Below are 24,518 nucleotides of genomic sequence, written 5' to 3'. Positions count from 1 at the left end.
CAACGCGAACGTTATTGTTCCAGCATTACGTCTTTACCTTGGCTTTACAAAGCTTATTCTACCTTCAAAACAGCAACTGCCATGCGTCTGTTCAGTCAATGGCGCAGGAAAGCTATCAGACCTGAGCTGGTAGCAGTGGACAAAGCCCCCCTGTTAAGTCGGGTGATAAAATGAAGGTGGCTGGCCGGTAACCCGACGGAACATCGTCGCGAAGGAAGAACCATTGTCATAGCCGAGCGACAACGCGACTTCGTTTACCGGTGTTCCCGTTAGCAGCATTGCCAGCGCGCTGACCACACAGGCTCGCTGACGCCAGGCTGAAAACGACATGCCGGTTTGCTGCTGAAAATGGCGACGAAATGTGCTGCCGCTCATAAACAGCGCGCTGGCCCAGCGTTCTGCCGGATCGTGAATGGCTGGCGCAAGTAAAAAAGCCTGACATAGCCTCAACAGCGCGGGCCGCTTCGGCAAAGGGATCTCGAGCGCGCGCACTGGCATTGCCGCCACTTCAAGCAGCATTAAATCTATCAGCGCCCGATCGCGTACGCTGTCATAGCACGGCGGCAAATCAACCGCCTCCAGTAGTAGCTGCCGCAACAGCGGCGATACGGCAATCACTTCGCAGCGGCTGATGTTACGCAATCTGGACGCGCATGCGGGTTCGATATACAGGCTACGCGTCGTTACGCCTGTGAACTTGACGGCATGCAGGATTTCGGGGGGGATCCATACCGCATGCTGGGGCGGCACCACCCATTCCCCGTCCCGGGTTGAAACGTGCATCAGGCCGGTTGCGCCATACAGAAGCTGCGCACGGCGGTGCTGATGTTGCGGCAGGAAAAATCCCTGCGCATAGTCGTTGCCGAGCGCCACAACATCGCGATTCAGCCGATCAAAGCCGTCAATTTTCTCGTTTCGCATATCCGTCCCCATCTGACCAGTTTGCAAGGGTAATTGAGCGCTGCGCAAATGGGAAGCGGGCCGCTGGCGCGATATGCTGCTGCCTCACTTGTAAACGGGACACCTCCTTGAACGAATTGCTGATAATAGTACTTGCCGGCTTTACTACCGGCATAACCACGGTCCTTTTTGGCTTCGGCGGCGGCTTTGTTGTCGTGCCATTTATTTATCAGTTGCTGATGCGGCAGCCGCTGCTGGCAGGAAATGCGATGCATATTGCCGTGGCCACCTCGACAGCGGTGATGATTTTCAACGCAGGCTGGGTTAGTTACCAAAACTGGCAAGCGGGCAGGCTTTCTTCAACCGTCTTGTTTCCGCTGCTGTGGTTTATCGCCACAGGCGCGGTAGTCGGTTCGTGGTTAGCGGGAATGATAAGCGAGGCGCTGATTCGCGCGCTTTTTATCCTTTATATGCTGGCGACGATTGGGGATTGTCTGTTACGCAAAGGCTTCTTCAGCGGCAGCGCGCCGCGTCGTTTATCACTTATGACGGTTACCGGTGGCGGTATGCTAATCGGCATGATTGCTGCACTGCTGGGCGTTGGCGGCAGCGTAATGACGGTGCCACTGTTACGACGACACGGCCATGCAATGCGCGCGTGTATTAGTGCGGCCAACCCGCTTTCCCTGCCGGTAGCGCTGTGCGGTGCGATGACATATGCGATAAGCGGCTGGCATAAAATTCAGGCAGGCGGATTTTTGGGATTTATCAGCCTGAAAATCTTGGGCTTGCTCCTGGTGACCGGCTGGGCGGGTATTGTGTTCAGCCGCCGGGCTATCCCCGCCGTCCCCGATGTCTGGCACGCGCGAATCTACGTGATGCTGCTGTGCATGGTTCTGGTAGTAATAGTGCTTTAGGCAAACCTTGTTTTGCTGATTTGGCTGCTGTTACAGAAGCAATAATTGTATGAACATCCGTTACTGGCCCAAAGCGGACATTCAAATAAGTTTCCCTGGCAAGCCATGCTGTCAAGCCAGTAACATGTGAGTGAATTAGCTATCTTTCCCTCACTCGTCTTCCTTTCTTACTCCTCGCGGCTTTCGCGTTAATCGGGTAGATATTCTCTGCGGAGCGGCTCTGCGCAAATGCCCGGGTTACGTGCAGCTCAATGTGTTTCATACCAGTGGCACTATGGTCGCGGGCATGCAGCAAAGTAATCAAACTGAGTTTCGTTGAAACAGTGGTTACTTGCCAAAACAGTTCACGTTCAACACATCATTTCCATCAAGTCTGCCATGAGAACCTGTTAGGTGGCCTTGCAGTAAATTACAGCCTGGTTAACCGTTACCTTTTTCGGCAGTTTTGAAAAGTTTCGCGCTTACGCTTGTGAGGATGGTCTAGTGTGCCAGGATGGGTATGTCTGCATAAATAAAACAATCTCGCTATCACTCCATTAGCCCCTTACGGGGCTTTTTTCAGCGACGCATTCACAGATGTGCGCTGAGATGGTCACGGATGTTCTTTGCAAATTCATATTGTGTAGCCATTGGCAATCAGAAAGCATGTATGCATTCATGAGCCCCCATCACGCCCACGCTTGTTTTTAAGAATCGCCTCTCAGTCCGGTAAATTTGGGGTTTGAGCATGGGCCCCATTTTCAGTATGTAAGCAGGAAAAAATTGTGGCGAAAGGGATATTGGCCCCACTCCCCCACTTGGCCCCCACTTTTTGCCCCATATTCCTCTGAGAGTGAATGACAATATTTTCGCCGTCTAAAGAAGCGCACCTTTCTGAAGATTAAAAAATGTGCCATGCATCTAATAACCTGAGAATAAAAGTGGATCTGGTTAATTAGAGGTGTACAAGGTTAGCCGCCTTTGATTCAGGCGCAGCAAACTCGGGCGGAGAGAGAACGTGATAAATAAAACATACATAGCTGTTCTCACGACACTGATAATTAACGCAACAGCAGCAAGTGACCAGCTATCAGAACAATACGACCTACAGTTAAAGCCAGCCGCCGCTCCAACTACCTGTCAGCTGTACTGGCTCAAAGCAATACCAAATTTATCTGCTGCCGGGCTCACAGCGTCAAAGCATCATCCATATTGCCGCGCAAAATACATCCGATGTATCACCTATCATGGCAGCAAAAAGATCGGACCAAGCATGACACAATGTGGCTCATGGAGAGATTATTGTGATGCCCAGGGCGTCTGGCCAGGCCCACCATACCTTTTCAAAGATAAGGATAAAAATGATGAACTTCAAAACTGCCATTAATATCGATGAAGCGACCTGCCAGGAGCTGATCCTGAAGGAATGCAATTCCGAATGGACGATTGTCACTTATGTTGTTGCCGACGTAATGACAGAGACCCGGGAAAAATTCGGGAAAATGGAAGGCGATCTGGCTATAGAAGAAAGGCTGAAATATCTCGCCTCAATCGGTATGATTGAGATAGATGATCCAAGCCAGCGCTACGGGCGGTACAACGTAAGGCTCTCAAAAACATACAGAACAAAGTAGCCATGTATGCTCTTCATTGCCAATGATGCCCTCAATATCAGGTGTAACTGGCAGTTTTTCACCTGGATGTTCGAATGCACGGGTTCTGGCTGCTCACTATCCCTCCTCCTGACGCAGGCCAGCCAGTATCAGGGAAATGTATTCCCCTCAACGCTTCACCTGAAACTCTGCTCACCTAGCAGCCCAAAGGCGCTGACGCCCTGTGATTCTTCGATTTCACCTGTCCAGTTCTGGTGGTGTTATAAAATTCCCCTCTCCTCGGCGATTTTAAAAATGCATGAGTGAAAGGCACCACAAGTGGTTTAAATTTGACCAGGCAGCTCAGCCTGGCAGGTGAAAACCATTTTTATTTAATTATTTCATAATCTTACAAACTGGTCTAATGACACCCCCACGAAAAAAGTGTACAGGTGATCTTGAATATTAACCTTTTTTATCAATAACTTAATTGACCTGCCGCCGCCACCATGAAAATGCAAAAATCAGCCTTTTTCCGCGGGGCCGCCGCCTCGTGGACAGGATACCCCTCCGGGAGGACCCGCTCATTATTCCCTGCCCAGGCACTACCACAGCGATGGGCATCATCTGGCTGGTTATCTCCTCAGAAGTCGATAATTTTGTCTAAATAAGGTTTTACCCATAAAGTGCAAAACCCCAGGCAGCGGAATAACCTCTCAATTTGTTAATGCTCAACTAGAGCTTAAGCCGTTGATTTTCCCATTCACCGTCACTTTGGCCCCCCGTCCAGGAAGGTGTCGACGAAATACTCGATAAATAACACACTGATTTTAGTCCCGGGGATCACAGTGACCTCCCGCTTTAACTTACTGTCGTGCCCATCGTTTGAAAATCAGCCAACTATGGCTCCTGCCTCAGGCTTAAATCATTACCGTGACTCATAACCAGTTGAAAGGAATACAAGCCCTCATAGAGAGGATATCCACCAGCTTTACGTCCATCATCATAAACACAAATGAGCTCTGAGCATTTTTTACTGACTATAAAAAAGTCCTCTGCAAAAGAAGTCTGTTATCTGATAAAGGTTGTTTGGTATCACTTAACTCCATGTAGTTTTCCCATCAAAATGTTCAAGTCTTCGAAAAACTAGCGGTATATATTTTTTGAGATCCTTAAAATCACATATTTGCGCAATATGACTTATGTCTCCTAATGACAAAGTTTTTGCATCTTTTCCATAGTCAACTGGAGCTATACAAAAACGATATTCTTTTTGGTGCTTGAATGAATCAACCTTATTAAAAATTGAACGACCCTCTTCAAAGTGGCCACTAAAACTAGCCTTATCGAAATAATTAACGAGATCATGAGAAAGCTTGAGAGATAATGTAGCGCAAGCCTTCTCGAATAGTTTTGTAAACTCTGTTGCTTTTATAATTACGCAATATTCTCCAAGTGCGGATGTTTCACTACTTGGAAGTAATTCTCGGCAGGCGTCTTCTAAACTAAAAAAGGAATCTTTATCAGGTTCTAAATATATGCTGAAAACACAAAATAGATTATAAAAATCCCAACCTCGGTTGAAATACTGCACCGGACTTATAGGGGTAATGATCTCCCCTGTATCTTGTAGAGTAATAGTTACATGCTCAGGCTGTACCCAACCATCGGTACCTTCATACTTATCTGATACATTATTTTCCGCATTTGTTTTTTCTCCTGCATAGTTTTCTCTAAAATAGGAGAGTCTATTCATGTAAACATGACCATTCAAAAAATCATTAGCATATACCTCCTCCTTGAAAAACTTGATGAAAAATTCTATCCTTTTGTTATTTCTGTTCATACTCACCTTCTTTTAATCGCCTAAAATAGTTTCGCCTACTGATTCTAGATCGGCTTACTGCCGATCGGCTATGCATGAAAGATTCTAATTTCTCAGACAGATAAAGAGCAGTGACTCTGTTTTTAAAACGCATAAAAAGTAAGAATCTTGCTACCTATTTTCCCCTGAATTTTTATGATTACCATCAAAGGGTTACATAATGATCACTTTAAATGAAAGTGTTCACTACTGTTCAATCTTATGGTAACCCTGAAGGCTTTTGAGAGTCATCAGGAAAACACTTCGTGAACAGTCAAGAATAAATCTTACGTCTCTCAATTTTTATCGTTATTAGGGATCATGTCAGCTCTTTGGAGTGACACAAGTAAAGCTAAAAATGCCCCGACACAGTGATATGCCGCATCTGATAGTTCTGAACGACATGACGTTACTGTCTACGACCAGAATCACAGCCGGGATACGCATAGAGTATGGCAGCTTACGACTGATATTAATCGCACATGATAAGAGAGTAAAAGAGAATCTCTAACCATAATAATGAACAAAACTATAAAGATTTGACGGTGATAACAGCGGAGAGAAGAACACCGATGAAGACCAGCTCGAAAAGTACCAGCAGCAGTAGCCTTTCGAATTTCCCCAAGCCAGGTTGTGACAGGATGGCATTACCTGTGCTGAATGCGGTCAATACCATGCCCAACGTTGAAGCCACCAAAAGACTCCAGAATAGGATCGGATGCCAGTCTAAGCCTTTCATTTCCCGTTGCCTCAGAACTGCGGCCATCACTACTGACTGCAATATTCCCAGCGCTATCAGGCCAGACGTTTCATTTGAGATTTTGCAGTAATTAGACAGAAAATTTTTCATACCATACCTTAGTTTTCACACAACGAACCAGAATAGTAGTCCTTTCAATTTAGAGACTTTAACCTGGCCACATTCAGGTTTTCCATACAATTGCTTTCCTTTCCGGCTCCCACCATGCTCCCACTTTTATATGCCCCCGCCACGCCCCCAGCTGTTTCTTGAGAATTCCCTCTCAGTCCAGTAAATTCGCGGGTTTGAGCATGGATCCCACTTTCTGTGTGTATACAGGGAAAAAGTGGAGGCGAAAGGGGTATCGCACCCACTGCCCCCACTTTGCCCCGCATTCCTCTGAGAGTGAATAACGTTATTTTCATCGTCTAAGGAAACTCGCTCTACTGCAGTGTGTAAAAAATGTGCCATGCATCTAAAAAACTGAGATTAAAAGTGGATCTGAATAATTACAGGCGTACAAGGATAGCCGTCTTTAATTCGGACGCAGTAAACGCAGGCGGAGGGGGAAAACGTGGTTAATAAAACATTCATAGCTGTCCTGACAGCACTGATAATCAACATCACCGCAGCAAGTGACAAGCTATCAGAACAATACAATCTCCAGCTAAAGCCAGCTGCTGCTCTAGCTGCCTGTCAGCTGGACTGGCTCAAAGCAATACCAGACTTTTCTGCTGCTAGGCTCACAGCGTCAAAGTATCATTCATATTGCCAGGCAAAATACGAAAGATGTATCCACTATCATGGCAGCAGGAAGGCAGGCCCAAGCATGACACAATGTGGCGCATGGAAAGACTATTGCAATGCTCAAGGGGTCTGGCCTGGCCCACCTTACCTTTTCACAAATAAGGAGGGAAATAATGAACTTCAAAACTTCCATTGATATTGATGAAGCAACCTGTCAGGAGATGATACTGAAGGAATGTACTTATGAATGGACTATTGTTACACGTGTTGTTGGTGAGGTTATGTCAGAGACTCAGGAAAGATTCGGAAAAATGGAAGGTGATCTCGCTTTAGAGGAAAGATTGAAATATCTCGCCTCTATCGGCCTGATTGAGATAGATGATCCTAGCCAGCGTTACGGGCGTTACAACGTCAGGCTTTCAAAAGCATACAGAACAAAGTAACCATGAACTATCATCGCTGCCAGTGATGCCCTCAAAATTAGGTTTAGCTGGCAGTTCTTCAGCTTACTTTTCGTATGCTCGGCGTTTAGGCTACTCGGTGTCCTTCATCCTGGTGCCGGTTAGTATCATAATGACCGGCTTCTCCTCGCACTTTAACTGCGGCTCTGCTGCACAGACGCCCGTGCAATGTCGATGAACTTTATTATTTTATTTCATATAGTTAACTATCTACTGCTGCACTGATGAATAGTGAAAAATTTTCAGCTTTCCGCGGGGCCGCCGCCTCGTGGACGGGGTACCCCTCCGGGAGGACCCGCTCATTATTCCCTGCCCTGACACTGCCATAATGATCGACCATCATCTGGCCGGCTGGTTGGCCAGAAGTGAAAGCCATGTCTGCAGAACAAAACTCCAAGGCAGTCGCAATGACTTCTCAATAAGGACAAATATTCGGCCACAGCCTAAACCTTTGATTTGTTGGGGACCGTCAATTTGTCTGACTTACGAGGTCCGACAGACAGATGCTTAGTAAGTAACTTCCTGATTTCACTACGGGTGGTCACAGTGACCACCCGCGTCCTGACGCTTAATTCGGTCCCTCGTTTAAGGACCACTCGGCTCTTCGGCCAAGCACAAAACACGTAAGCTATTGTTTATTTCATCCGTCCTCACTTTGAGGATACAGGCCATCCCCTCAATGAATTTATCTCTGTGGCGATTGTGGATGTCAATATTTTACCAGCGCTTGTGCACTCAGCCATCATCAGGCTGGTTATCTGCTCAGAAGTCGATAAATTTGTCTGAATAAGGTTTTACCCGAAAAGTGCAAAACCCCGATCTGCGGTATTACCTCTCATTTTGCTAACGCTCAACTAGAATTTAAGTCTTGATTTATGAATTCATCGTCATTTTGGCCCCTCTCGGAATACTCGATTAACAACACTCTGATTTCAGTATCGAGGGTACCAGCAACCTCTCGCCCTAAATCATTGTCGAGTACCCAGTTCGAAGATGATCCAGTTATTAAGCCTGTTTCAGATTTTAACAATTACGATTGACTCTTAACCAGTTGAAAGAAATATAAGCCCTCATTTTAAGAATGACCACCAGCCAGAAATCGATTATCCTCAACACAGCAGGATTAGGATTTTTTCTCAACAGGTAAGCCTTACCAATTAATATTTCAAAGAAAACTAATTTATTCTAGTTCAGGCCTCATACCCGCAATGAGGGGGTATGACTAATGGTATGCTGTATGTAACATCAGGTAACAGCTAATCCAGGTACCTATGAAGATTCAAATCTTATTAATTTTATTTCTAGTTGGCTGGCTCATTTAGCCTGTATAGAATTATGGCCTAACAATTTCGCCTCTCAAGCTCATTTCAGTCCAACTCAAAAATTGCTGAATAACTGGCCTGTTTCTGTATCCCACTGGGGTCACAATATGATGTGCGTTAACAGCATGAGTGAAATTATCTGGTAATACGCGCACAAGTTTACCTTCTTCTAAAAACCTGCCGGCAAGCAAGTCGCTCTCAAGAACAATTCCATGTCCCATTACCGCTGCTTCAATGCTCATATAGGAACGATCAAACCGCAATAGCCATGGCTGAGCAGGCTGATTAAGATGATGCATCCGAAACCATTCGGGCCAGCGCAGGAGCGTTGATTCAGAGTAAATCAGCCGTCTTGTCATCAAATCATAGAGGGACTTAACCGGCGCTTGTGCCAGATATTCAGGTGATGCCATTGGCATGATATGTTCATCTCTGACAGAGATTATTTCACACCCCTCCCAGACTGGAAGGCCATGCCTGATTGCGATATCAACTTCTCCACGAGAAAAGTCTATTTCCTCATATGAACAAGCCAGTGTAACTTCAATGCCAGGACACTGATCCTGAAACGACTCAAGCCTTGGTAAAAGCCACATATATCCAAATGTCGGTGAACTGTGAATGCGAATTCTGTTAAGTTTATCTGAATCTTTCATCTCCTCTGATGCCTGCATCAGCCCCTGCAGATGAACACCGATCATGGCCAGATAGGCTTCACCTTTGGAGTTAAGTTTTACTCCCGCTGCGTTACGGTCAAATAACTGACACCCCAGGCTTTTTTCCAGCTTCGCCAGCTGATGACTTGCTGCAGAAGCGGTAATTCCTAATGTTTCTGCCGCACGAAGGACATTGCCTGCACGTGCGATTTGTTCAAAAACCTGAAGGCACTTCAGCGAAGGAATGTCTGCATATTTTCTCATTATTGAACTCATCAAAGATGTATCCGGCCCACATTTTACCAGTTTGAGAAACCTGATTACACAGTGACCTTGATAAATGGTAAACCATTATAGCGATCACAATCACAGTTCATTATCAATCATAGCGTGCTTTGTAGACAACCAACCCTCCTCCGTTGTTAATTGGTTAACCATTAATGTGACCTATCTGAGGAGAATCCAGTATGTCAGAGTTGCAGCAGAAACTAGACAAGCTTTCCGGGCATGCCTGGGCGATACGTCGGCACGCCCTTCGTATGGGTGAAGTGCAGGGCCAGGGCTACATCGGACAGGCGCTCGGCATAGCCGATGCACTGACAGTGGCGTACTTCCATGCCATGTCATTCCGTGCAGATGAACCGGAATGGGAAGGTCGCGATCGTTTTTTATTATCGATTGGTCACTACGCTATCGGTTTGTACGCGGCACTGATAGAGGCGAAGATCATCGCCGAAGATGAGATCGAAAATTATGGCAGCGATAACAGCATCTTGCCGATGTCCGGAATGGCAGCGTATACCCCTGGCATGGAAATTACTGGTGGGTCACTGGGGCACGGGCTGGGTATTGCGGTTGGAATGGCGCTGGGACTGAAAAGAAAAGGTAACCCGGCCGCTGTCTACAACCTTCTGTCAGACGGGGAACTGAATGAGGGTTCTACTTGGGAAGCCGCACTTTCAGCAAGCCACTGGAAGCTGGATAACCTAATCGCGCTGGTTGACGTCAACCGTCAGCAGGCAGATGGCAACAGCCAGGAAGTACTTGCGACGGAGCCGGTGGATAAAAAGTTCGAGGCTTTCGGATGGTTTACGCAGCGCGTGAACGGCCATGATTTGCAGGCACTGGTCTCTGCGTTCGATACAGCCAGACATCACCCGGGCTGTCAGCCACGCGTCATTATTCTTGATACGCTTATGGGCAAAGGTGTGCCTTTCCTGGAAGAGCGGGATAAGAACCATTTTATTCGCGTAGCGGATGCCGAATGGCAGCAGGCGCTTGACATGCTGCAGCGTCATATCTGAATTCCCCTTAAGACTTTATGAGGTCATTATGACTACCCGTAAACTGAAAACCTCCGCCATGATTGCGTCCATAGCTGAAGAGGGCCAAGCAACAATTCCTGCGCCCTTTGGCCATGCTCTGGTGGAACTGGCAAAACACCATGAGGATATTGTCGGCATGTCAGCCGATTTGGCAGCCTATACCGATCTGCACATCTTTTCGCGCGAATACCCATCGCGTTTTTATCAGATGGGTATGGCGGAGCAGTTACTGATGAGTGCCGCTGCTGGACTGGCTCGTGAAGGTGCCACACCGTTCGTCACGACCTATGCGGTATTTGCTGCACGCCGTGCCTATGATTTTATCTGCATGGCAATCGCGGAAGAGAAGCTCAATGTAAAAATCATTTGCGCACTGCCCGGGCTGACAACAGGCTATGGGCCCAGCCACCAGGCAACCGAGGATATTGCGATCTTCAGGGGAATGCCAAATATGACTATCATTGACCCCTGTGATGCCATTGATATTCAGCAGGCTGTGCCGGCCATTTATGAACATGACGGACCCGTCTATATGCGGCTGCTGCGAGGGAAAGTGCCGGTGATTCTGGACCGCTTCCCCGATTACACATTCGAAATAGGAAAAGCCAGGCTGCTGACTGAAGGGCAGGATGTGCTGATCATCTCTTCAGGATTAATGACAATGAGAGCTGTTCAGGCTCGCGATTTGCTGGCGCAACAGGGGATCAGCGTGGCTATTCTGCACTCGCCGACAATTAAACCATTGGATGAAGAAACGATTTGTCGCGAAGCGGCGAAGCGTAACTGTCTGGTGATTACCGCAGAAAATCATACTGTTATTGGCGGGCTGGGTGAAGCTGTTGCTTCTGCGTTGATGCGTAACGGGATTTCGAGGCCATTCAGGCAGGTTGGCTTACCCGATGCGTTCCTTGATGCAGGTGCGTTACCCACACTGCATGACCGCTATGAAATCTCGGCCCGTTCGCTGGCATCAAATATCGCTACCTGGATAAAGAAATAATGAAATTTATATTTATTCCCAGGCGCAAGCCTGGGTGTAAATATTGAAAAATTTCAGATGATTCATCTTTCTGAACCCTGAAGGGATTAACATGATAAATAAATCGAAAAAGACGAGCCACTATCGATGGTTTGTCATCGCACTAATTTTCGTTCTTTTTATGGTTGCACAGGCTGATCGCGCTAATATTGGTTTTGCCATCCCGTTCATTCAGAAAGAATATAATCTGACAAACACGGAAATCGGGATGATTATCAGTCTTTTTTTTGCGGGCTATGGATTATGTCAGATACCAGCAGGTTTTTTTGTCAAACGTAAAGGGATCCGTTTCTCGTATGCTGCAGGCATGTTATTGACGTCTTTATTTACTTTCATGATGGGAAAAGTTGATTCTGTTCTCCACCTGAAAATTCTGCGCACGCTGGTAGGAATTAGCGAAGCGCCAGTTGTGATCAGCTCTACAGCTACAATCAATAACTGGTTCCCAACCAGCGAAAAAGGCACAGCTACCGGTATTTTTTTAGCAGGTTCCAAATTCGGGCCACTGTTAGTGCCACCCATTTGCGCGTGGATCTTGATTAATTACGACTGGCGCCACATTTTTCTTTTCTTCTCCATTCCCGGCGTGGTACTGGCCCTGGTGTGGTATGTCCTTGTGAGGGATACGCCTTCTGAAAGCCGCTTCGTCAGCCAGCAGGAAGCGGAATATATCGCAGAAATGGATGAGGGCATTCCGTCGGGCCGTAAGTTAAGTTCTTCTGGCCGGGCGTTTCGCTACAGCTGGATTGATCGCCTGATAAGAACTGAAAAACTCAGTCCGTTGGAATCTTCCCGGCAGGTTTTCAGGTCCTGGGATATTATCGGTGCGGCAATAGGTTACATGTGTATGGTCGGTATAGTTGATGGCGTCATAATGTCCTGGCTACCCAAATATCTCCTGCAGGAACATCATCTTACTCTGGTATCATCGGCAACACTCGCTGCCACGCCCTTTGCGGGCAACGTAGTGGGTAATCTGTGCGGTGGGTGGATTTCTGACAACCTCTTAGCGAAACGTCGTAAGCCGTTGATGATGTTTAGCGCCGTCTCCACAATTGTCATGACCGGTCTCATGACCATTGCGCCCCAAAATCCGTATTTACTCGGCGTGCTGCTGTTCCTACTTGGATTCCTGATAGCACTGGGTTATTCCGCTTACTCAGTCTATGCCATGGCGAGGGCTTCCCGAGAAACCTATCCGGTTGCCTATGCAATTATTAATATGGGCGGTCAACTTGGAGCAGTGTGTATGCCTATGATTGTGGGCGTTCTGCTTGATCACTATAGCTGGAATGCCGTGTTCATTACGCTGGGGGTTGCAGCTGCACTGTGCTTCACTGTGGTTCTGACCATTCGTGAACCATTACCAGCCGGTGCGAAAATAGATTAACGGCGCAGTTTCCTTTAGAAGTAGCGCAACTGCCAGTTAGCGCTGCTTCATCAGCAAGCTTATAAGCATATTTTCCCGCTCCCAAAGCGAAAAATGTGCTCTCATGGCGGCTCGTGCTGCTTCAGGATCCCGTACAGCAATTGCCTGAACAATATCCTTGTGATTACTGTTTATGCGGGTTTTTGACTCATCCATATCTTTCATTATGCTGCGTCTTTTTCGCAACAGATCCGAAATAAAAGAAGCGATGCTTTGATAGAAAAGCATGATGACCGGATTATGCGTCATCCCTGCCAGGATAAGATGAAACTGATAATCAGCTTCCACTTTCTCTTCAAAAGTCTCAGCTTCTACCATGCGTTCACTCTGGTGCCTGAGCTCCGTTATTTCCTCTTCTGTAGCATGAGTAGCCGCTTCTTCCGCCAGCATTCTCTCAAACATTTCCCGAGCATCTTCTATGGTATCAAGGGAAATATAACCAAGCTGTGTGGCGATATCAAAGTAGAGATTTGCAAAAGAAAAACGAGGCATCCGGATATAAGTACCACTCCCCTGATTACGTTCAATAAAACCAAAGAACTCAAGTGAAGATAGCGCATTACGGATAATGGATCGCTGAACACCCATTTGCTCCGCCAGCACGCGTTCAGGCGGTAATTTATAAATACCGTTCTTATCGATTGCAGCGGTGGCAAGAATGCTTTTGATTAAAGTCTGACTTTCTACGGGTATTCCGGTCATTTTTGTCACGCAAGGTAATCACAGATAAAACATCTGATGCTGAGGCCATCCTAACGCCTGCCTTTGCCCCTGGCAACTGCAATAACATCAGAAACTGATAAGTCGGGCTTTTGTAAGTGATGAGCCAGAATGACTGATTACACCCGGCTCAAGGGGGATGGACGCTGTGGCGGCCTGTTCGATCACGGATTGTCTAAACAGATGCAATGTCATTACCAATTTCTCTGATACCGGCCGAGTTAATCAGTGAGAAATATTCTTGCCGATGCAGCCAGTCCGGCGACAGCCGTTTTATCTGCAGGTTTAAGGGTCTGCTCTAAACGAAAAAAAGGGCTGCCATCATAAAAACGGCAGCCCTGGATTCAGGCCCAGTAATGTTTACTGGAAAGATTAATTCGTATCAGGCAGTGCGTAAGCAATGACATAGTCGCCTTTGCCCGTGCGCATGAAGTGATGGCCGGTGGCTTCAATAACGACATACTCTTTGCCGTTCTGCTCATAAACCATTGGGTTCGCCTGGCCGCCTGCGGGTAATGGTGCAGACCAGACCGTTTTTCCGGTTCTGATGTCAATCGCCCGAATCAGGTCATCGGTAGCGGCTGCGATGAATACCAGACCACCCTTAGTCACGGCTGAGCCGCCGTTATTTGGGGTGCCAATGTTAATCGGCAAACCTGTGGGAATGCCAAAAGGACCGTTATTACGTGCGGTGCCTAAGGGACGATCCCATACGGTATGCCCGGTGCGGAGGTCAATTGCGCGAATACCACCATAGGATGGCTCATTACACAGCATGCCGGTAAAGCCATTCTGCCAGCCTGGATTAATGTTCAGTGCAAAAGGTGCGCCGCTCTGCGGTGTAAGCGGGCTGGCGTGCGTATCCAGGTTATAGCCAATTTTGTCTGACGGATGCACATTGAGCTTATCGGCCACGCTTCTTGCCACAAACTCAGTGTAGTTGACCGTATTGTTGTAGTTAGCAATCACCAGACCGTTTACCGGATCGACCGATACGCCACCCCAGTCGCTGCCGCCATTGTAACCCGGATAAGAGATAAACGGTTTACCTATCGAGCCCGGTGTGTAAGCACCCCGGTAATCTGCCTGATGGAATTTGATACGGCAGTAGAGCTGGTCCAGCGGAGTCAGTCCCCAGGTGCTTTCCGGCGTCAGATCAGGCTTACGCATACTGTTGAAGGTCGAATACGGCTGCGTAGGGGAGCGCATTGCGGGATCGGTTCCCCCTGCGGCGCAGGTTTTTCAATCACATCAAAGAGTGGCTTACCGGTTTCACGATTGAGGACATAGAGCTCAGCGTTCTTGGTCGGAAGAATGATGGCCGGCACTTTACTGCCATCAGGCTGGGGGTAATCTACCAGAGTTGGAGGTGAGCCCAGATCATAATCCCAGATGTCATGATGTGTGGTCTGGAAATTCCAGCGTGGCAAGCCGGTATTAATATCCAGTGCAACCAGCGAATCACCGTATTTCAGTTCAGCGGCCGTACGAGGCGCACTCCAGTAATCCCCAGACGGGTTGGCTACCGGCAGGTAGACAAGTCCCAGTTTTTCGTCACCGGTGAAGGTTGTCCATACGTTAGGGCTGCCACGTTTGTAAGCATCAGGGCCATGCTTAGGCGTAGCGTCGTCAGGATTAGCCGCATCCCAGGCCCACTTGAGTTTACCCGTCCTCACGTCAAAAGCTTTGATTACGCCTGGTGGACCAAACACTCGCTGTCCGTCGATGACCTGATGACCCACTACAATGGTGTCGCGTACCACTACCGGGCCTGAAGTAATAGATACATATCCTGTATAGGTCTCTCCCATATCTTCAAGGATGGAAACTTCGCCATTGTTACCAAAATCAGTACAGCGTTTTCCATCCTGCGCATCGACTTCAATCACACGGTCGTCAAGAGTACCCAGAATGATGCGACGGTCGCAGTGCTGCCCAGGCTGATTTTCGGCCTGTACTGGTACAGGTTGAGACGGGTACTGAGTCGCATCAAAGTAAGCAAGTGAGCGACACGCTGGCGTATAGGGCAGAGCGTCACGGTTAATCTGTGCATCAAAGCGCCATTTCTGCTTGCCGGTTGCAGGATCAAAGGCAACGATGTTATTAGCCGCGGTGCAGACGTAGAGGAAGTCACCCACTTTCAACGGAGTATTTTCCGTACCCCAGCGCGCGCCCGGTGGTAAATCCCCCGCATGTGACTGCCAGGCAACTTTCAGCTTACTGACATTGGCTGGCGTGATTTGCGCGGCGGATGAATAGCGTGCCGCAGAAAGGTTGCCACCATAAGCAGGCCAGTCATTTTTGACCTCTTGGGAGGTCATACCCGTGCCAGTATCTGCCGTAAAATTTTTGCCATCAGGTTGGGGAAAGCCGTTTGCTTCAGTGGTATGTGATGGCAGAAATGCCAGGCCACCAGCCCCGATAAACGTCAGCGCTAGTGCGCCAGTGATTGCCCCGCTGTGCTTGCGCTTCATACGCGGCAGCAGCGTGGAAAGATGGAAAGAAAACGCAATCGCCAGGGCTAAAATCAGTGCGAAACGAGGCACCCATCGCCAGAAATCGGTTCCGGATTCAGCAATCGTCCAGAAAAGTGTACCGAAGAACAGCAGGCTGAACCAGAGCACTGCACTGGCCTTTCCCCGCCACAACGTGTAACCGGAGAGTATGCTAAGAATACCAGCAATCCCGTAATACCAGTTTCCGCCGAGCGAGATAAGCCATATACCGCCAGCCAGTAAATAGAGTCCGAGCAATAGCAGAATAGCTGCAAGTAACCTGCCAGCCCATCCGGGCTGACTTTTTAGTTTTGAACGTTGATTCACAATAATACCTTGCCTGTTTTAACTAAAAATTAAATAAAGCGGCAGATTGTTATCATGATGTGAGTAATTTGTCACACTTCATATTCAAATTAAGCACAAAACATTCAATTCCCATTTTATTCATGAGGGGTTGAAAAAAAACTCATCACTTAAGAATATCAATAGAACTCAGATTAAGCTTTGCAGCCATTTTTTTAGGAATTAGCTAACATTCATAATACTGAAACAAAAAAGCCATAACCAAAATAGACGGTAATTATTATTTTGAATCCGTCACATTGCAGGCAAATTGAAAAGTCAAAAAATAATTGAAGATCCTTTCACCAACCATTGATACTGGAAATAATTTATTTCCTGCAAATCTGAACTATAATTACATTTCGGATTCAACCATGGCTGACTTTGTAGCAGGTAAACTCGACGAGAACCTCGATTCATGAAGTCAGTTTTTAATCGACTCATGGTTAAGTACTGTCCTGCAACTTTTATGACCTGGACGCCCCCCTTGGTTAGGGTGGCACTGAAAATTATTAATATTTTATCCCTCTTAAGAAAATATCATAATAACTCATAAGAATCAGCACATCGAATTTTGCTGACTCGCATAATGTTAAAGCGATCTCGGACAGAGCCTGTTTCAGTCGCTCAAACCAGCAGAAAGCAGATGAGCAACTTAGCCTGGGCCTTCACAATTAGTAAATGTGAACTATCCGTTTTATCATTAACGTAGTGTCTTCAAGGACCGTTCGCTGAGAGATGGCTGTAAAAGTCGACGAAATTCATTTGTGAATAAAAATGCTGTCAATAGATAAATAAAACCCCACAAAACAGGAAATAATTTATATTTTTTCAAAAACATCAATAAGCATTGGCAGCTTCCTGATTTAGCAAAAAAAACACACCACTCATAGCGGATTAAAAGTCCGCTATGAGCGGTGTAATGTTAACACTATAATTATCTCTATTTATTATTTCGGGCCATGAAATTTCCTGCATCACCATCATTCGGGTCAACGAAGATAATATCATCAGGACTGCGACGCGGACTGTCTAATGACAGAAAAATCACCGGCTCTTCCAGCAGCTTCGGTAGTGCATGTACAACATTACGTTCGAAGAAAAGCAGGTGACCCGGAGCAAATTCAGCCTCATCGCTGGGGTCCTCCATCCAGAACGTGCCCCGTCCGGAAAGAACATAAAGATATTCATCACACTGCTGATGATAATGCGGCTTTACGCCATGATAGGCTCGAAAAACACGGCAACTCGCTTCAGGTCTGTCTGTAAGGTACTCATCAGCCAGCATGCTATCAGAGTATTCTGGCAAGCGACGGGCGATTTCGGTTGGAATGAACCGTGCAGAACGCGTTTTTTCTGGCATCTCATTCTCCTTTATATTGCCTGGTTAAACAGCAAAGGAATTCCCGTTCGGGATTCAAGCCTTAGAGCGTAGTCCCGAACAGCAGGTGGAAAGTAAAGTGTTTTAACAATAGACAGGCAGCGCAGCAGTGGCCACAAAACAATATCGCTGATATCGATGTGATGACGTGATTCCACCAGCGGCACCAGATCATATAGCTTTGTCAGCATTTCATTACAGAGAGCAGAGGTGCGGGCTGTCAACGCAGTCAGGTCACCAAAGGCTTTTTCCTCACGCCGGCGATAAGCCTCACGGGCCCCAGGCGTAGACAATTCAGGAAAGTCAGCCTCTGTAAAGCGCGGAATGAAAAGCTTGAGAGCAACTGACCACACATCGTTAATCCAGGACTCTATCTTCTGATCAATCTGACCAGAAAACGCGGGAGTGTGGGCTCCGTCCATATAGCGCACAATATCCAGGCTTTCTGCCATGTGCGATCCATCCTCTTTTTCCAGAATGGGGACGACTTTTTTACCGACAAGTCGTAATGGCGTGTCCTCATCTCCCTCCATGATAATGGAAAGTGTTATGGGCTCTTTCTTAATAGCAAACGCCATGCGCACCCGAGTACAGAAAGGGCAATGGTCGTATATGTAAAGCTTCATGCTTTGCCACCGGCAAGCGGTTTAAGGGCGATGATTTCTGATGTCTCAATATATTGAGGAAGCTCAGCAAACAATGCCTGAATGTGCGGGGCATTCAAATGTTCATCCAGCAATACCTGACTCTCCCACTCTTCTGTCCAGATAAAGCGACTTGCGTTCTTTGCATCAACATTGAGCTGGTAGCTAATGCAGCCCTTTTCAGCAAGCGTTGCATCAATAACCGATCGGAACAGCTTTTCAACAGTGGATTCGGTACCAGGAGTTACCTGAAAAATAGCAATTACGGGAACAGTCATGATCTATCCTCTTAAGTTACTCATGAATAACTTACTTAAAAGTAACCAATGAGCTGACATGTCGCAACTTTTTTGTTATCTTTCTGCTTCAGAAGAGAGAGGATGAGCAAAATGTCAAAAAGGGCTGAGCGCGCCGCTCATACACAGGCAAAACTTCGTGAAGCGGCTATAAGCGTCTTTGCACGAAAAGGTTTCCATGAGACTAAAATCAGTGACATCGTGGCAGAGGCAGGGGTGAGCCAGCCCGCATTTTACCTTTACCATGACAGCAAAGAAGTGCTGTTTGAGACTTTGGTCAGTGAATTTCGCAGTGAATTGTACGAAGCAACCCGTCAGTGCCTAATTTCTCCCGGACTCAGCGCTGAAGAGTTATATGAAGATCTCCGTCAAAGTTTCGTTCGCTTTCTAACCGTTCTGCAAAGGGATCGCGACCTGACGGAAATTGGTTTTTTCCAGCCCGCAAGCGGTGAAACAACTAAAGAACAGATGATCGCATGGATTACGATGAACATGGAGCGTGAGCAGCGAGCAGGTATCTTGCGTGATGATATTTCTGTACGCTGCCAGGCAAGATTCGTCATGGGCCTGCTCGACCAGATGTCTCGTATTATCGATTCTGAACACGACGTAAATGAATTCGCTGGCATTTGTGCCACTCTTTTCTGTGACGCGCTTGCCGCTAAAAGCCTGAATTAAGACTAATAATTTACAATAAGAAATTCTTGATGGCTCTTTGCTTATTTTGACATCCAGTGGTGCTATTCCTCCCCACCTAATCTCGTGAGCTGCTGAGTGAACCCCGATAATGTCTTATTTTATTAATTATTATCCGCAGCTGGCGTAAAGCGGACGTTTTACATAGCATCGTCATATTCAATTTGAAAAAATATTTGATAATAAACACGCTCAGTTGTCGGTGGTAAAGCAAGAGCTGCAAAACTCACACCTGAGCCACGCAGAGCTTCAGCACTTTAAGCAGCGACAGAAATTAAAGAATTAGCGGCTTTACCTGAAGTCTTCTACGAATTGTCAGATACTCTCCTGGAAATTGGTGGCGTTGAGCTGGAGTGTTATGTGCTGGATGACGCAGATATGACGCGAATTATAAAAGCAAGTACAGCTGGTATGGGGTTAGGTTTTTTATCCTGTAAGCGCATCAGCGCGACTTGTTAATTTAGTGACCAGCGAACGATCAAAGCCCTCTTTAAACAGTGAGTTAATAGGTCAGCGCCAACCCCCTATCCGCTTCATATACCCTTCAAGAAATTTCGTTGGGTCTGCTTACTCGACCACTATATTGGCTGGTATTTGCGATGCAATTCTGGCTGCGCGCAAAGATGGCAAGCTTCAGGCTCAGCAAATGCATATCGCCGCTCAGGCTTAATACTGGTAAGAGGCTTTGCTCGCGTCGGTATAATCCTGACGCTGGCCAGCCAGTATCACGGAAATGTACCCCCCAGACGCTTCACCAGAAACTCTGCGTCCAGCGCAGCCCAAAGGCGCTGCCCCCCTTAATTCTTCAACTTCATCTGTCTACTTTTGGTGGTGTTATAAAATCCCATCTCCTCTGCGATCTCAAAAATGCGCCAGTGAAAGGCACCACAAGTGGTTTGAATTCGACCAGGCAGCTCAACCTGGCAGGTGAAGCCCAATTTTATTCAATAATTTCAAAACCTTATCAACTGGTCTAATGACACCCCTGAAAAAAAAGTGTACAGGTAATCTTAAATATTATTTATTATTATCAATAAGTTAAGGGACCTGCCGCCGCCACCATGAAAATGCAAAAATCAGCTGTTTTCCGCGGGGCCGCCGCCTCGTGGACAGGGTACCCCGCCGGGAGGACCCGCGCATTTTTCCACGTCCTGCCGGCCACAGTAATTGCTAATCAACAGGCTGGTGGTCGGTTAAGAAAATGAAAGTCAGGCCCGAAAGGGTTTTGCCCAAATAGTGCAAAACCTTCAGGTTGTTGCAATGACTCCTCAGAAAGGGCGAACACTCCAACACAGCCTAAGCCTTTGGTTTTTTTCTGCGACCGTCACTTTGTCTGCCTTAGGAGAGCTGGAAGTCAGATGATTAATCAATAACCCCCTGATTTTATTACGAGTGGTCACAGTGACCACCCGCGTCCTGACGCTTAATCCAGCCCCCTCGTTTGACGATAGCCCTGCTCTTCGGCCAGGTATAAATCTGTGAGCTGTTGTTTGTATTATCGATTCTCACTTTAAGGATAAAGGCCATTATGTCTAAGATTTCGTTTTTTATGGCGTCGGGGAATGTTTGATACTTCGCTCAAGTCAGCACGCTCAGCCATCATCTGGCTGGCTGCTCAGGGGATGATTTTTTTCTGAATGAGGTTTTACCCTAAAAGTGCAAAACCCAGACAGCGGCATTACCTATCATTTTGCTTAACGCTCAACTGGAACTTAAATCATTGATTTTCCATTCGCCGTCACTTTGACCACTGTATTGACCCTGACCCCGAGCATGATCCATGCATAACCAGGAATAACCGGCTTGAGATTGATTGCTTATTCTGGCAATTGGCAGATTTCTCGGCGAATTCGGATGGAGTCATCAAGCCCGGCGCAGAAGGGGGATGACTATGGTTATAGTGTATGCGCCAGGCCTCGAATTTGCACCGGGCATCCTTAATGAACATAAACCCGTTCCTGTTCAGGCACTCCTGACGCGACCTGCCGTTGAATGATTCCTCCGTGATATTATCCGTAGGCCTACCTGGCCGAGAGAAGTCAATCCGGAGATCACGTTTGTACACCCACTTATCCAGCATTTTTCCCGCAAACTCAGAGCCATTATCGATTTTCAGGATCTGCGGTAACACACGTCTCAACGCGATGATATTCAGCATCTCAGCCACTTCTGAAGAGCGCGGGTTCTGCTCTACTCAGATCCCCATACATTCGCGCGTGCAGAGCTCGATTACAGTCAGCAGGCGAAGCCGACGACCGATACCAGGTTTGTAACGGCTAAATTCAGATGTCCGCCCAGAGGGCCGGACATCTTAAACCAGCCTCAATAATGATCGCGAGTCCGGTCTGACAGGATGCTCACATAATCGGTTTACACTTACTTCTCCGGACGGCCAACTGCATAACGAACTTACCCGGTTTGAGACCATTTTCGACATAACCCGCACGTGGCGCCGGCATGCTTTTACCGGATATTCGCTGAGGGAATCGCAAAAACCAGGACCGCTTTTCAAACGTGTCATGTCCTGCACATAAACCTGGGCATCGTTTCCGTCCCGTAAGCCAGCACCGATCCGTCAATCAGGTATAAGTAGCTGGTTGATACAGAGCCCGCAGTCAGTGCAGGAAAAATAAATTCCAGCACGTCCTTATCCTCACTCCGGTCTCCCAGGCGTCTGGCTGACGTTGTCTGTACTGACCGCACCGTGTTGCCTTTTAGAGTAGACTCAAAAAAAACCTCACGGTGCACAGGTATGATTTTTCTGCTGCCTTTGATGGCCTTAACAATGTTGCCCGAATAGACAACGTGGCCTGAATGAAAACCATCCCGGTAAAAACGGTAGATGCCTTTTGCTGCATTCCAGTCACCGTTGTCATACAGGTGATAAACCGAAGCAGGTGTATCACAACGTGACACATTCTCCAGAACAACACCTTCCTGGACAGACCCAAGTACCAGGCCCGCTGCCATTGCTGACATAAACCATCCGATCAGGGGATTAACTTTTCCTGAAAAAAAAGGCTTCACAACCATTCTCCGATTCTGTGACAGGTTTCCGGCAGGCAAAAAGGCTCAAATACTGTTCTTTAAAGCCATCATTAATATACAGATAAGGGCGACTACTATCGTCTGAGGCGTACTGACTAAAAATGCTGAGGGTTTCGCTTACAAGGTCGTCAGAAAGATTACCACCCGCGATCCAAACGGATTTTCCAGGTGGGGCAGTCCCTTGCCACTCTGTGTAGTAATAGCTTGCAGGCATAAAAAGAAAAGACGAAACAATCCATTTCGCACATCCGATCCCAATCAGCGCGCCAGCAAACAGCGCCATGCCGCGTGGATACCAGAAACGAAGCGTATGAGGCCTGTCAGGTGCCTGAAAATGAGAAGGATTGGGCGTTGAGGATTTGGACAAACTCATTTGAGCACCGGCTGGGGATGGCGTTGCTTTTTGTGGTTCAGTTTCAGATAGAGGGACACCAGGCTGCGCCCCGGCCTCCTTTTGCCTGATCAGCATCATATAACCTTCACCTGAGACGGTCTGGATGGTTATCTCATGCTGTAGGTTCAGGGAAGCAATGGCTCGCCTCAGCTGGCTTATCATCACGCGAACGCTGTTTTCTGTTGCTTCAAGTCCCTGGCTGCGCCAGCCATCCTCTATCAGCCTTTCCGGAGAAAGAACCTGATGTACCGAATCCACAAAACTGCAAAGGCAGCGTGATGCCGATGCCGACAAGGATGCGACATTGCTATTATCCAGCCTTATCAGACTTCTGGAAGTCAGGTCCAGCCGGGCGACGTTTCCGATAAAAAGGACAACGCCTGATGAAGCGTCTCGTTCTGGTGTGTTACCCATGGTGTCTCGTCTATCAAGTTAAGAGCTGGTCTGGCGTCAGGTCGCGACAGAAGATTTTAATATTATTAACCAGAAAATGCTTTTTTTCATTATGGCCATGAACCGGATCCCTTAACCTAGGGGACTTCCATGTGAAAAGCATTCTTTAACACAGCATTTAATATTATTAAGCATTATTCCTCTATTAAAATTTATTAAGACGAATAATTTCCTTTGATATGCAAACAAATAAAGAGGCATACTCTGCAAGCAGTGAATATCGTTGCGGTATAATATTTTCTGCGGTTATATCCTGACAATACCTTGTCAGAAACAAACACCCAAAGTAGCAGCGATGTTTTCGTAAATATAACGCTTAATTCTTATCATTAAAAAGTAAGGTCCTCATGAAGCTTAAACATGTAGCAGTTGCACTCATTACATTACTGGTTGCCAGTGCTCAGGCTGCAGATGGCACCCTGAATTTCACTGGAACAGTTACAGATAAAACCTGTAATATCACTACCACTGGTGACGTCACAATGGCGAATCTCAGTCATGTTCAGTTTCCGGGAAAAGGCTCCGTTTCGCAGCCCGCTGAGTTTAAAATCACTCTTGCTGCCTGTGCGGCTGGCGTAAATACGGTATCAGTCAGATTTGACGGAACACCTGCTGATGGCGATAACAGTATTATTGCGCTTACCACGAGTGGCGAAACTGCAACAGGTGTAGGCGTACAGATCCGTGAAAAGGACGGTACTCCTATTCCGCTCCTGTCAGACTCCAAGCCGGTAACTGTAACTTCAAATGCTGCCGAAGCGACGTTTGACGCTGTATATATTTCTACAGCAGACTCTGTAGGGCCAGGCAATGCCAACGCGACGGCAACATTTAACGTCTTCTATAACTGACTTCTTCGCTAAACCGGCCGGCGAGACTATTTCCCTCAGTCTTTCTTAATAAAGTTTATATTGAATAATAATTTTTAATTTATTGATTTTATTGGCTTTTAATAAATTAAATGCTTAATGAATATAAAAATAAATTAAAGTTAACCATGGCGGGTTGCGGTGTTCATTCATCTTTTTTAATAATACTCTCGCTTAGTAATCATGCAAAACAAACAAAGATAACTC

21 protein-coding genes are annotated in these 24,518 nt (G+C 47.0%); 8 read left to right on the top strand and 13 right to left on the bottom strand.

All coding sequences use genetic code 11. From position 1 onward, the window contains the following. Positions 1 to 153 precede the first annotated feature (153 nt). Positions 154 to 921, bottom strand: coding sequence for an AraC family transcriptional regulator (locus tag C1N60_RS02665; protein ID WP_394521352.1), 768 nt, complete (start codon positions 919 to 921; stop codon positions 154 to 156). A 107-nt stretch (positions 922 to 1,028) separates the two neighbouring features. On the opposite strand from C1N60_RS02665, the gene C1N60_RS02660 reads away from it, so the two are divergent. Then, a complete protein-coding gene (locus tag C1N60_RS02660; RefSeq protein ID WP_159377964.1) occupies positions 1,029 to 1,817 on the top strand; it encodes a sulfite exporter TauE/SafE family protein in 789 nt (262 codons plus the stop codon). 1,340 nt (positions 1,818 to 3,157) lie between these two features. After that, positions 3,158 to 3,430, top strand: a complete 273-nt coding sequence (locus tag C1N60_RS02655) for a DUF3658 domain-containing protein (protein WP_159377965.1) — start codon at positions 3,158 to 3,160, stop codon at positions 3,428 to 3,430. Positions 3,431 to 4,487: 1,057 nt separating this feature from the next. Here C1N60_RS02655 and C1N60_RS02650 read toward each other — a convergent pair. Both C1N60_RS02650 and C1N60_RS02645 read right to left on the bottom strand, forming a co-directional pair. Further along, the gene (locus C1N60_RS02650; protein WP_394521351.1) at positions 4,488 to 5,234 is read right to left on the bottom strand and encodes a hypothetical protein; all 747 of its coding nucleotides are present in this window, start codon (positions 5,232 to 5,234) and stop codon (positions 4,488 to 4,490) included. Positions 5,235 to 5,781: 547 nt separating this feature from the next. Beyond that, positions 5,782 to 6,102, bottom strand: coding sequence for a hypothetical protein (locus C1N60_RS02645; RefSeq protein WP_394521350.1), 321 nt, complete (start codon positions 6,100 to 6,102; stop codon positions 5,782 to 5,784). A gap of 809 nt (positions 6,103 to 6,911) precedes the next feature. Here C1N60_RS02645 and C1N60_RS02640 point away from each other — a divergent pair. Beyond that, positions 6,912 to 7,181: a DUF3658 domain-containing protein gene (locus C1N60_RS02640; RefSeq protein WP_394521349.1), complete on the top strand. Its 270-nt coding sequence runs from the start codon at positions 6,912 to 6,914 to the stop codon at positions 7,179 to 7,181. A gap of 1,351 nt (positions 7,182 to 8,532) precedes the next feature. Here C1N60_RS02640 and C1N60_RS02635 read toward each other — a convergent pair. Further along, the gene (locus C1N60_RS02635; RefSeq protein ID WP_325924971.1) at positions 8,533 to 9,453 is read right to left on the bottom strand and encodes a LysR substrate-binding domain-containing protein; all 921 of its coding nucleotides are present in this window, start codon (positions 9,451 to 9,453) and stop codon (positions 8,533 to 8,535) included. Between the two features lie 191 nt (positions 9,454 to 9,644). Here C1N60_RS02635 and C1N60_RS02630 point away from each other — a divergent pair, with 191 nt between their 5' ends. The 3 genes from C1N60_RS02630 to C1N60_RS02620 all read left to right on the top strand — a co-directional run bounded on the left by C1N60_RS02630 (position 9,645) and on the right by C1N60_RS02620 (position 12,931). After that, positions 9,645 to 10,481, top strand: coding sequence for a transketolase (locus tag C1N60_RS02630; RefSeq protein ID WP_325924677.1), 837 nt, complete (start codon positions 9,645 to 9,647; stop codon positions 10,479 to 10,481). A 28-nt stretch (positions 10,482 to 10,509) separates the two neighbouring features. Next, positions 10,510 to 11,502 carry a transketolase family protein gene (locus C1N60_RS02625; RefSeq protein WP_325924676.1) on the top strand — a complete coding sequence of 331 codons (993 nt, stop codon included), beginning with the start codon at positions 10,510 to 10,512 and terminating at the stop codon, positions 11,500 to 11,502. A gap of 91 nt (positions 11,503 to 11,593) precedes the next feature. Beyond that, positions 11,594 to 12,931: an MFS transporter gene (locus C1N60_RS02620; RefSeq protein WP_325924675.1), complete on the top strand. Its 1,338-nt coding sequence runs from the start codon at positions 11,594 to 11,596 to the stop codon at positions 12,929 to 12,931. Positions 12,932 to 12,967: 36 nt separating this feature from the next. Here the strand turns inward: C1N60_RS02620 and C1N60_RS02615 are convergent, their stop codons facing one another. The 6 genes from C1N60_RS02615 to C1N60_RS02590 form a co-directional block, all read right to left on the bottom strand. Beyond that, positions 12,968 to 13,672 carry a FadR/GntR family transcriptional regulator gene (locus C1N60_RS02615; RefSeq protein WP_394517442.1) on the bottom strand — a complete coding sequence of 235 codons (705 nt, stop codon included), beginning with the start codon at positions 13,670 to 13,672 and terminating at the stop codon, positions 12,968 to 12,970. Positions 13,673 to 14,062: 390 nt separating this feature from the next. Beyond that, positions 14,063 to 14,860: an outer membrane protein assembly factor BamB family protein gene (locus tag C1N60_RS02610; RefSeq protein ID WP_394521348.1), complete on the bottom strand. Its 798-nt coding sequence runs from the start codon at positions 14,858 to 14,860 to the stop codon at positions 14,063 to 14,065. Further along, on the bottom strand, positions 14,842 to 16,512 hold the full coding sequence (locus C1N60_RS02605) for an outer membrane protein assembly factor BamB family protein (RefSeq protein WP_394521347.1): 1,671 nt from the start codon (positions 16,510 to 16,512) through the stop codon (positions 14,842 to 14,844). The genes C1N60_RS02610 and C1N60_RS02605 overlap by 19 nt, the downstream gene beginning before the upstream one ends. Before the next feature lie 961 nt (positions 16,513 to 17,473). Next, positions 17,474 to 17,893 carry a cupin domain-containing protein gene (locus C1N60_RS02600; RefSeq protein WP_325924673.1) on the bottom strand — a complete coding sequence of 140 codons (420 nt, stop codon included), beginning with the start codon at positions 17,891 to 17,893 and terminating at the stop codon, positions 17,474 to 17,476. An 11-nt stretch (positions 17,894 to 17,904) separates the two neighbouring features. Next, on the bottom strand, positions 17,905 to 18,537 hold the full coding sequence (gene grxB, locus C1N60_RS02595; RefSeq protein ID WP_394521346.1) for a glutaredoxin 2: 633 nt from the start codon (positions 18,535 to 18,537) through the stop codon (positions 17,905 to 17,907). Next, positions 18,534 to 18,833, bottom strand: coding sequence for a putative quinol monooxygenase (locus tag C1N60_RS02590; RefSeq protein ID WP_394521345.1), 300 nt, complete (start codon positions 18,831 to 18,833; stop codon positions 18,534 to 18,536). The genes grxB and C1N60_RS02590 overlap by 4 nt, the downstream gene beginning before the upstream one ends. Positions 18,834 to 18,935: 102 nt before the next feature. Between C1N60_RS02590 and C1N60_RS02585 the strand changes: the two genes are divergently transcribed. Beyond that, positions 18,936 to 19,529, top strand: a complete 594-nt coding sequence (locus C1N60_RS02585) for a TetR/AcrR family transcriptional regulator (RefSeq protein WP_325924670.1) — start codon at positions 18,936 to 18,938, stop codon at positions 19,527 to 19,529. A gap of 1,756 nt (positions 19,530 to 21,285) precedes the next feature. Here C1N60_RS02585 and C1N60_RS02580 read toward each other — a convergent pair. The 3 genes from C1N60_RS02580 to C1N60_RS02570 form a co-directional block, all read right to left on the bottom strand. Then, positions 21,286 to 21,627, bottom strand: coding sequence for an integrase core domain-containing protein (locus C1N60_RS02580; protein ID WP_394521727.1), 342 nt, complete (start codon positions 21,625 to 21,627; stop codon positions 21,286 to 21,288). A gap of 437 nt (positions 21,628 to 22,064) precedes the next feature. Continuing rightward, positions 22,065 to 22,574 (bottom strand): hypothetical protein, encoded by a 510-nt coding sequence (locus tag C1N60_RS02575; protein WP_394521344.1) that lies wholly within the window; start codon positions 22,572 to 22,574, stop codon positions 22,065 to 22,067. Then, positions 22,546 to 23,403, bottom strand: coding sequence for a winged helix-turn-helix domain-containing protein (locus tag C1N60_RS02570; RefSeq protein ID WP_394521343.1), 858 nt, complete (start codon positions 23,401 to 23,403; stop codon positions 22,546 to 22,548). Before C1N60_RS02570 ends, C1N60_RS02575 begins: the two co-directional genes overlap by 29 nt. A 386-nt stretch (positions 23,404 to 23,789) precedes the next feature. Here C1N60_RS02570 and C1N60_RS02565 point away from each other — a divergent pair, with 386 nt between their 5' ends. Continuing rightward, on the top strand, positions 23,790 to 24,293 hold the full coding sequence (locus C1N60_RS02565; RefSeq protein ID WP_394521342.1) for a fimbrial protein: 504 nt from the start codon (positions 23,790 to 23,792) through the stop codon (positions 24,291 to 24,293). Positions 24,294 to 24,518: the final 225 nt, after the last annotated feature.

Source organism: Pantoea sp. SGAir0184 (genome assembly GCF_043544755.1).
Note: the sequence above shows the minus strand (reverse complement) of the source record. Positions and strands in the feature narration are given on the sequence as shown.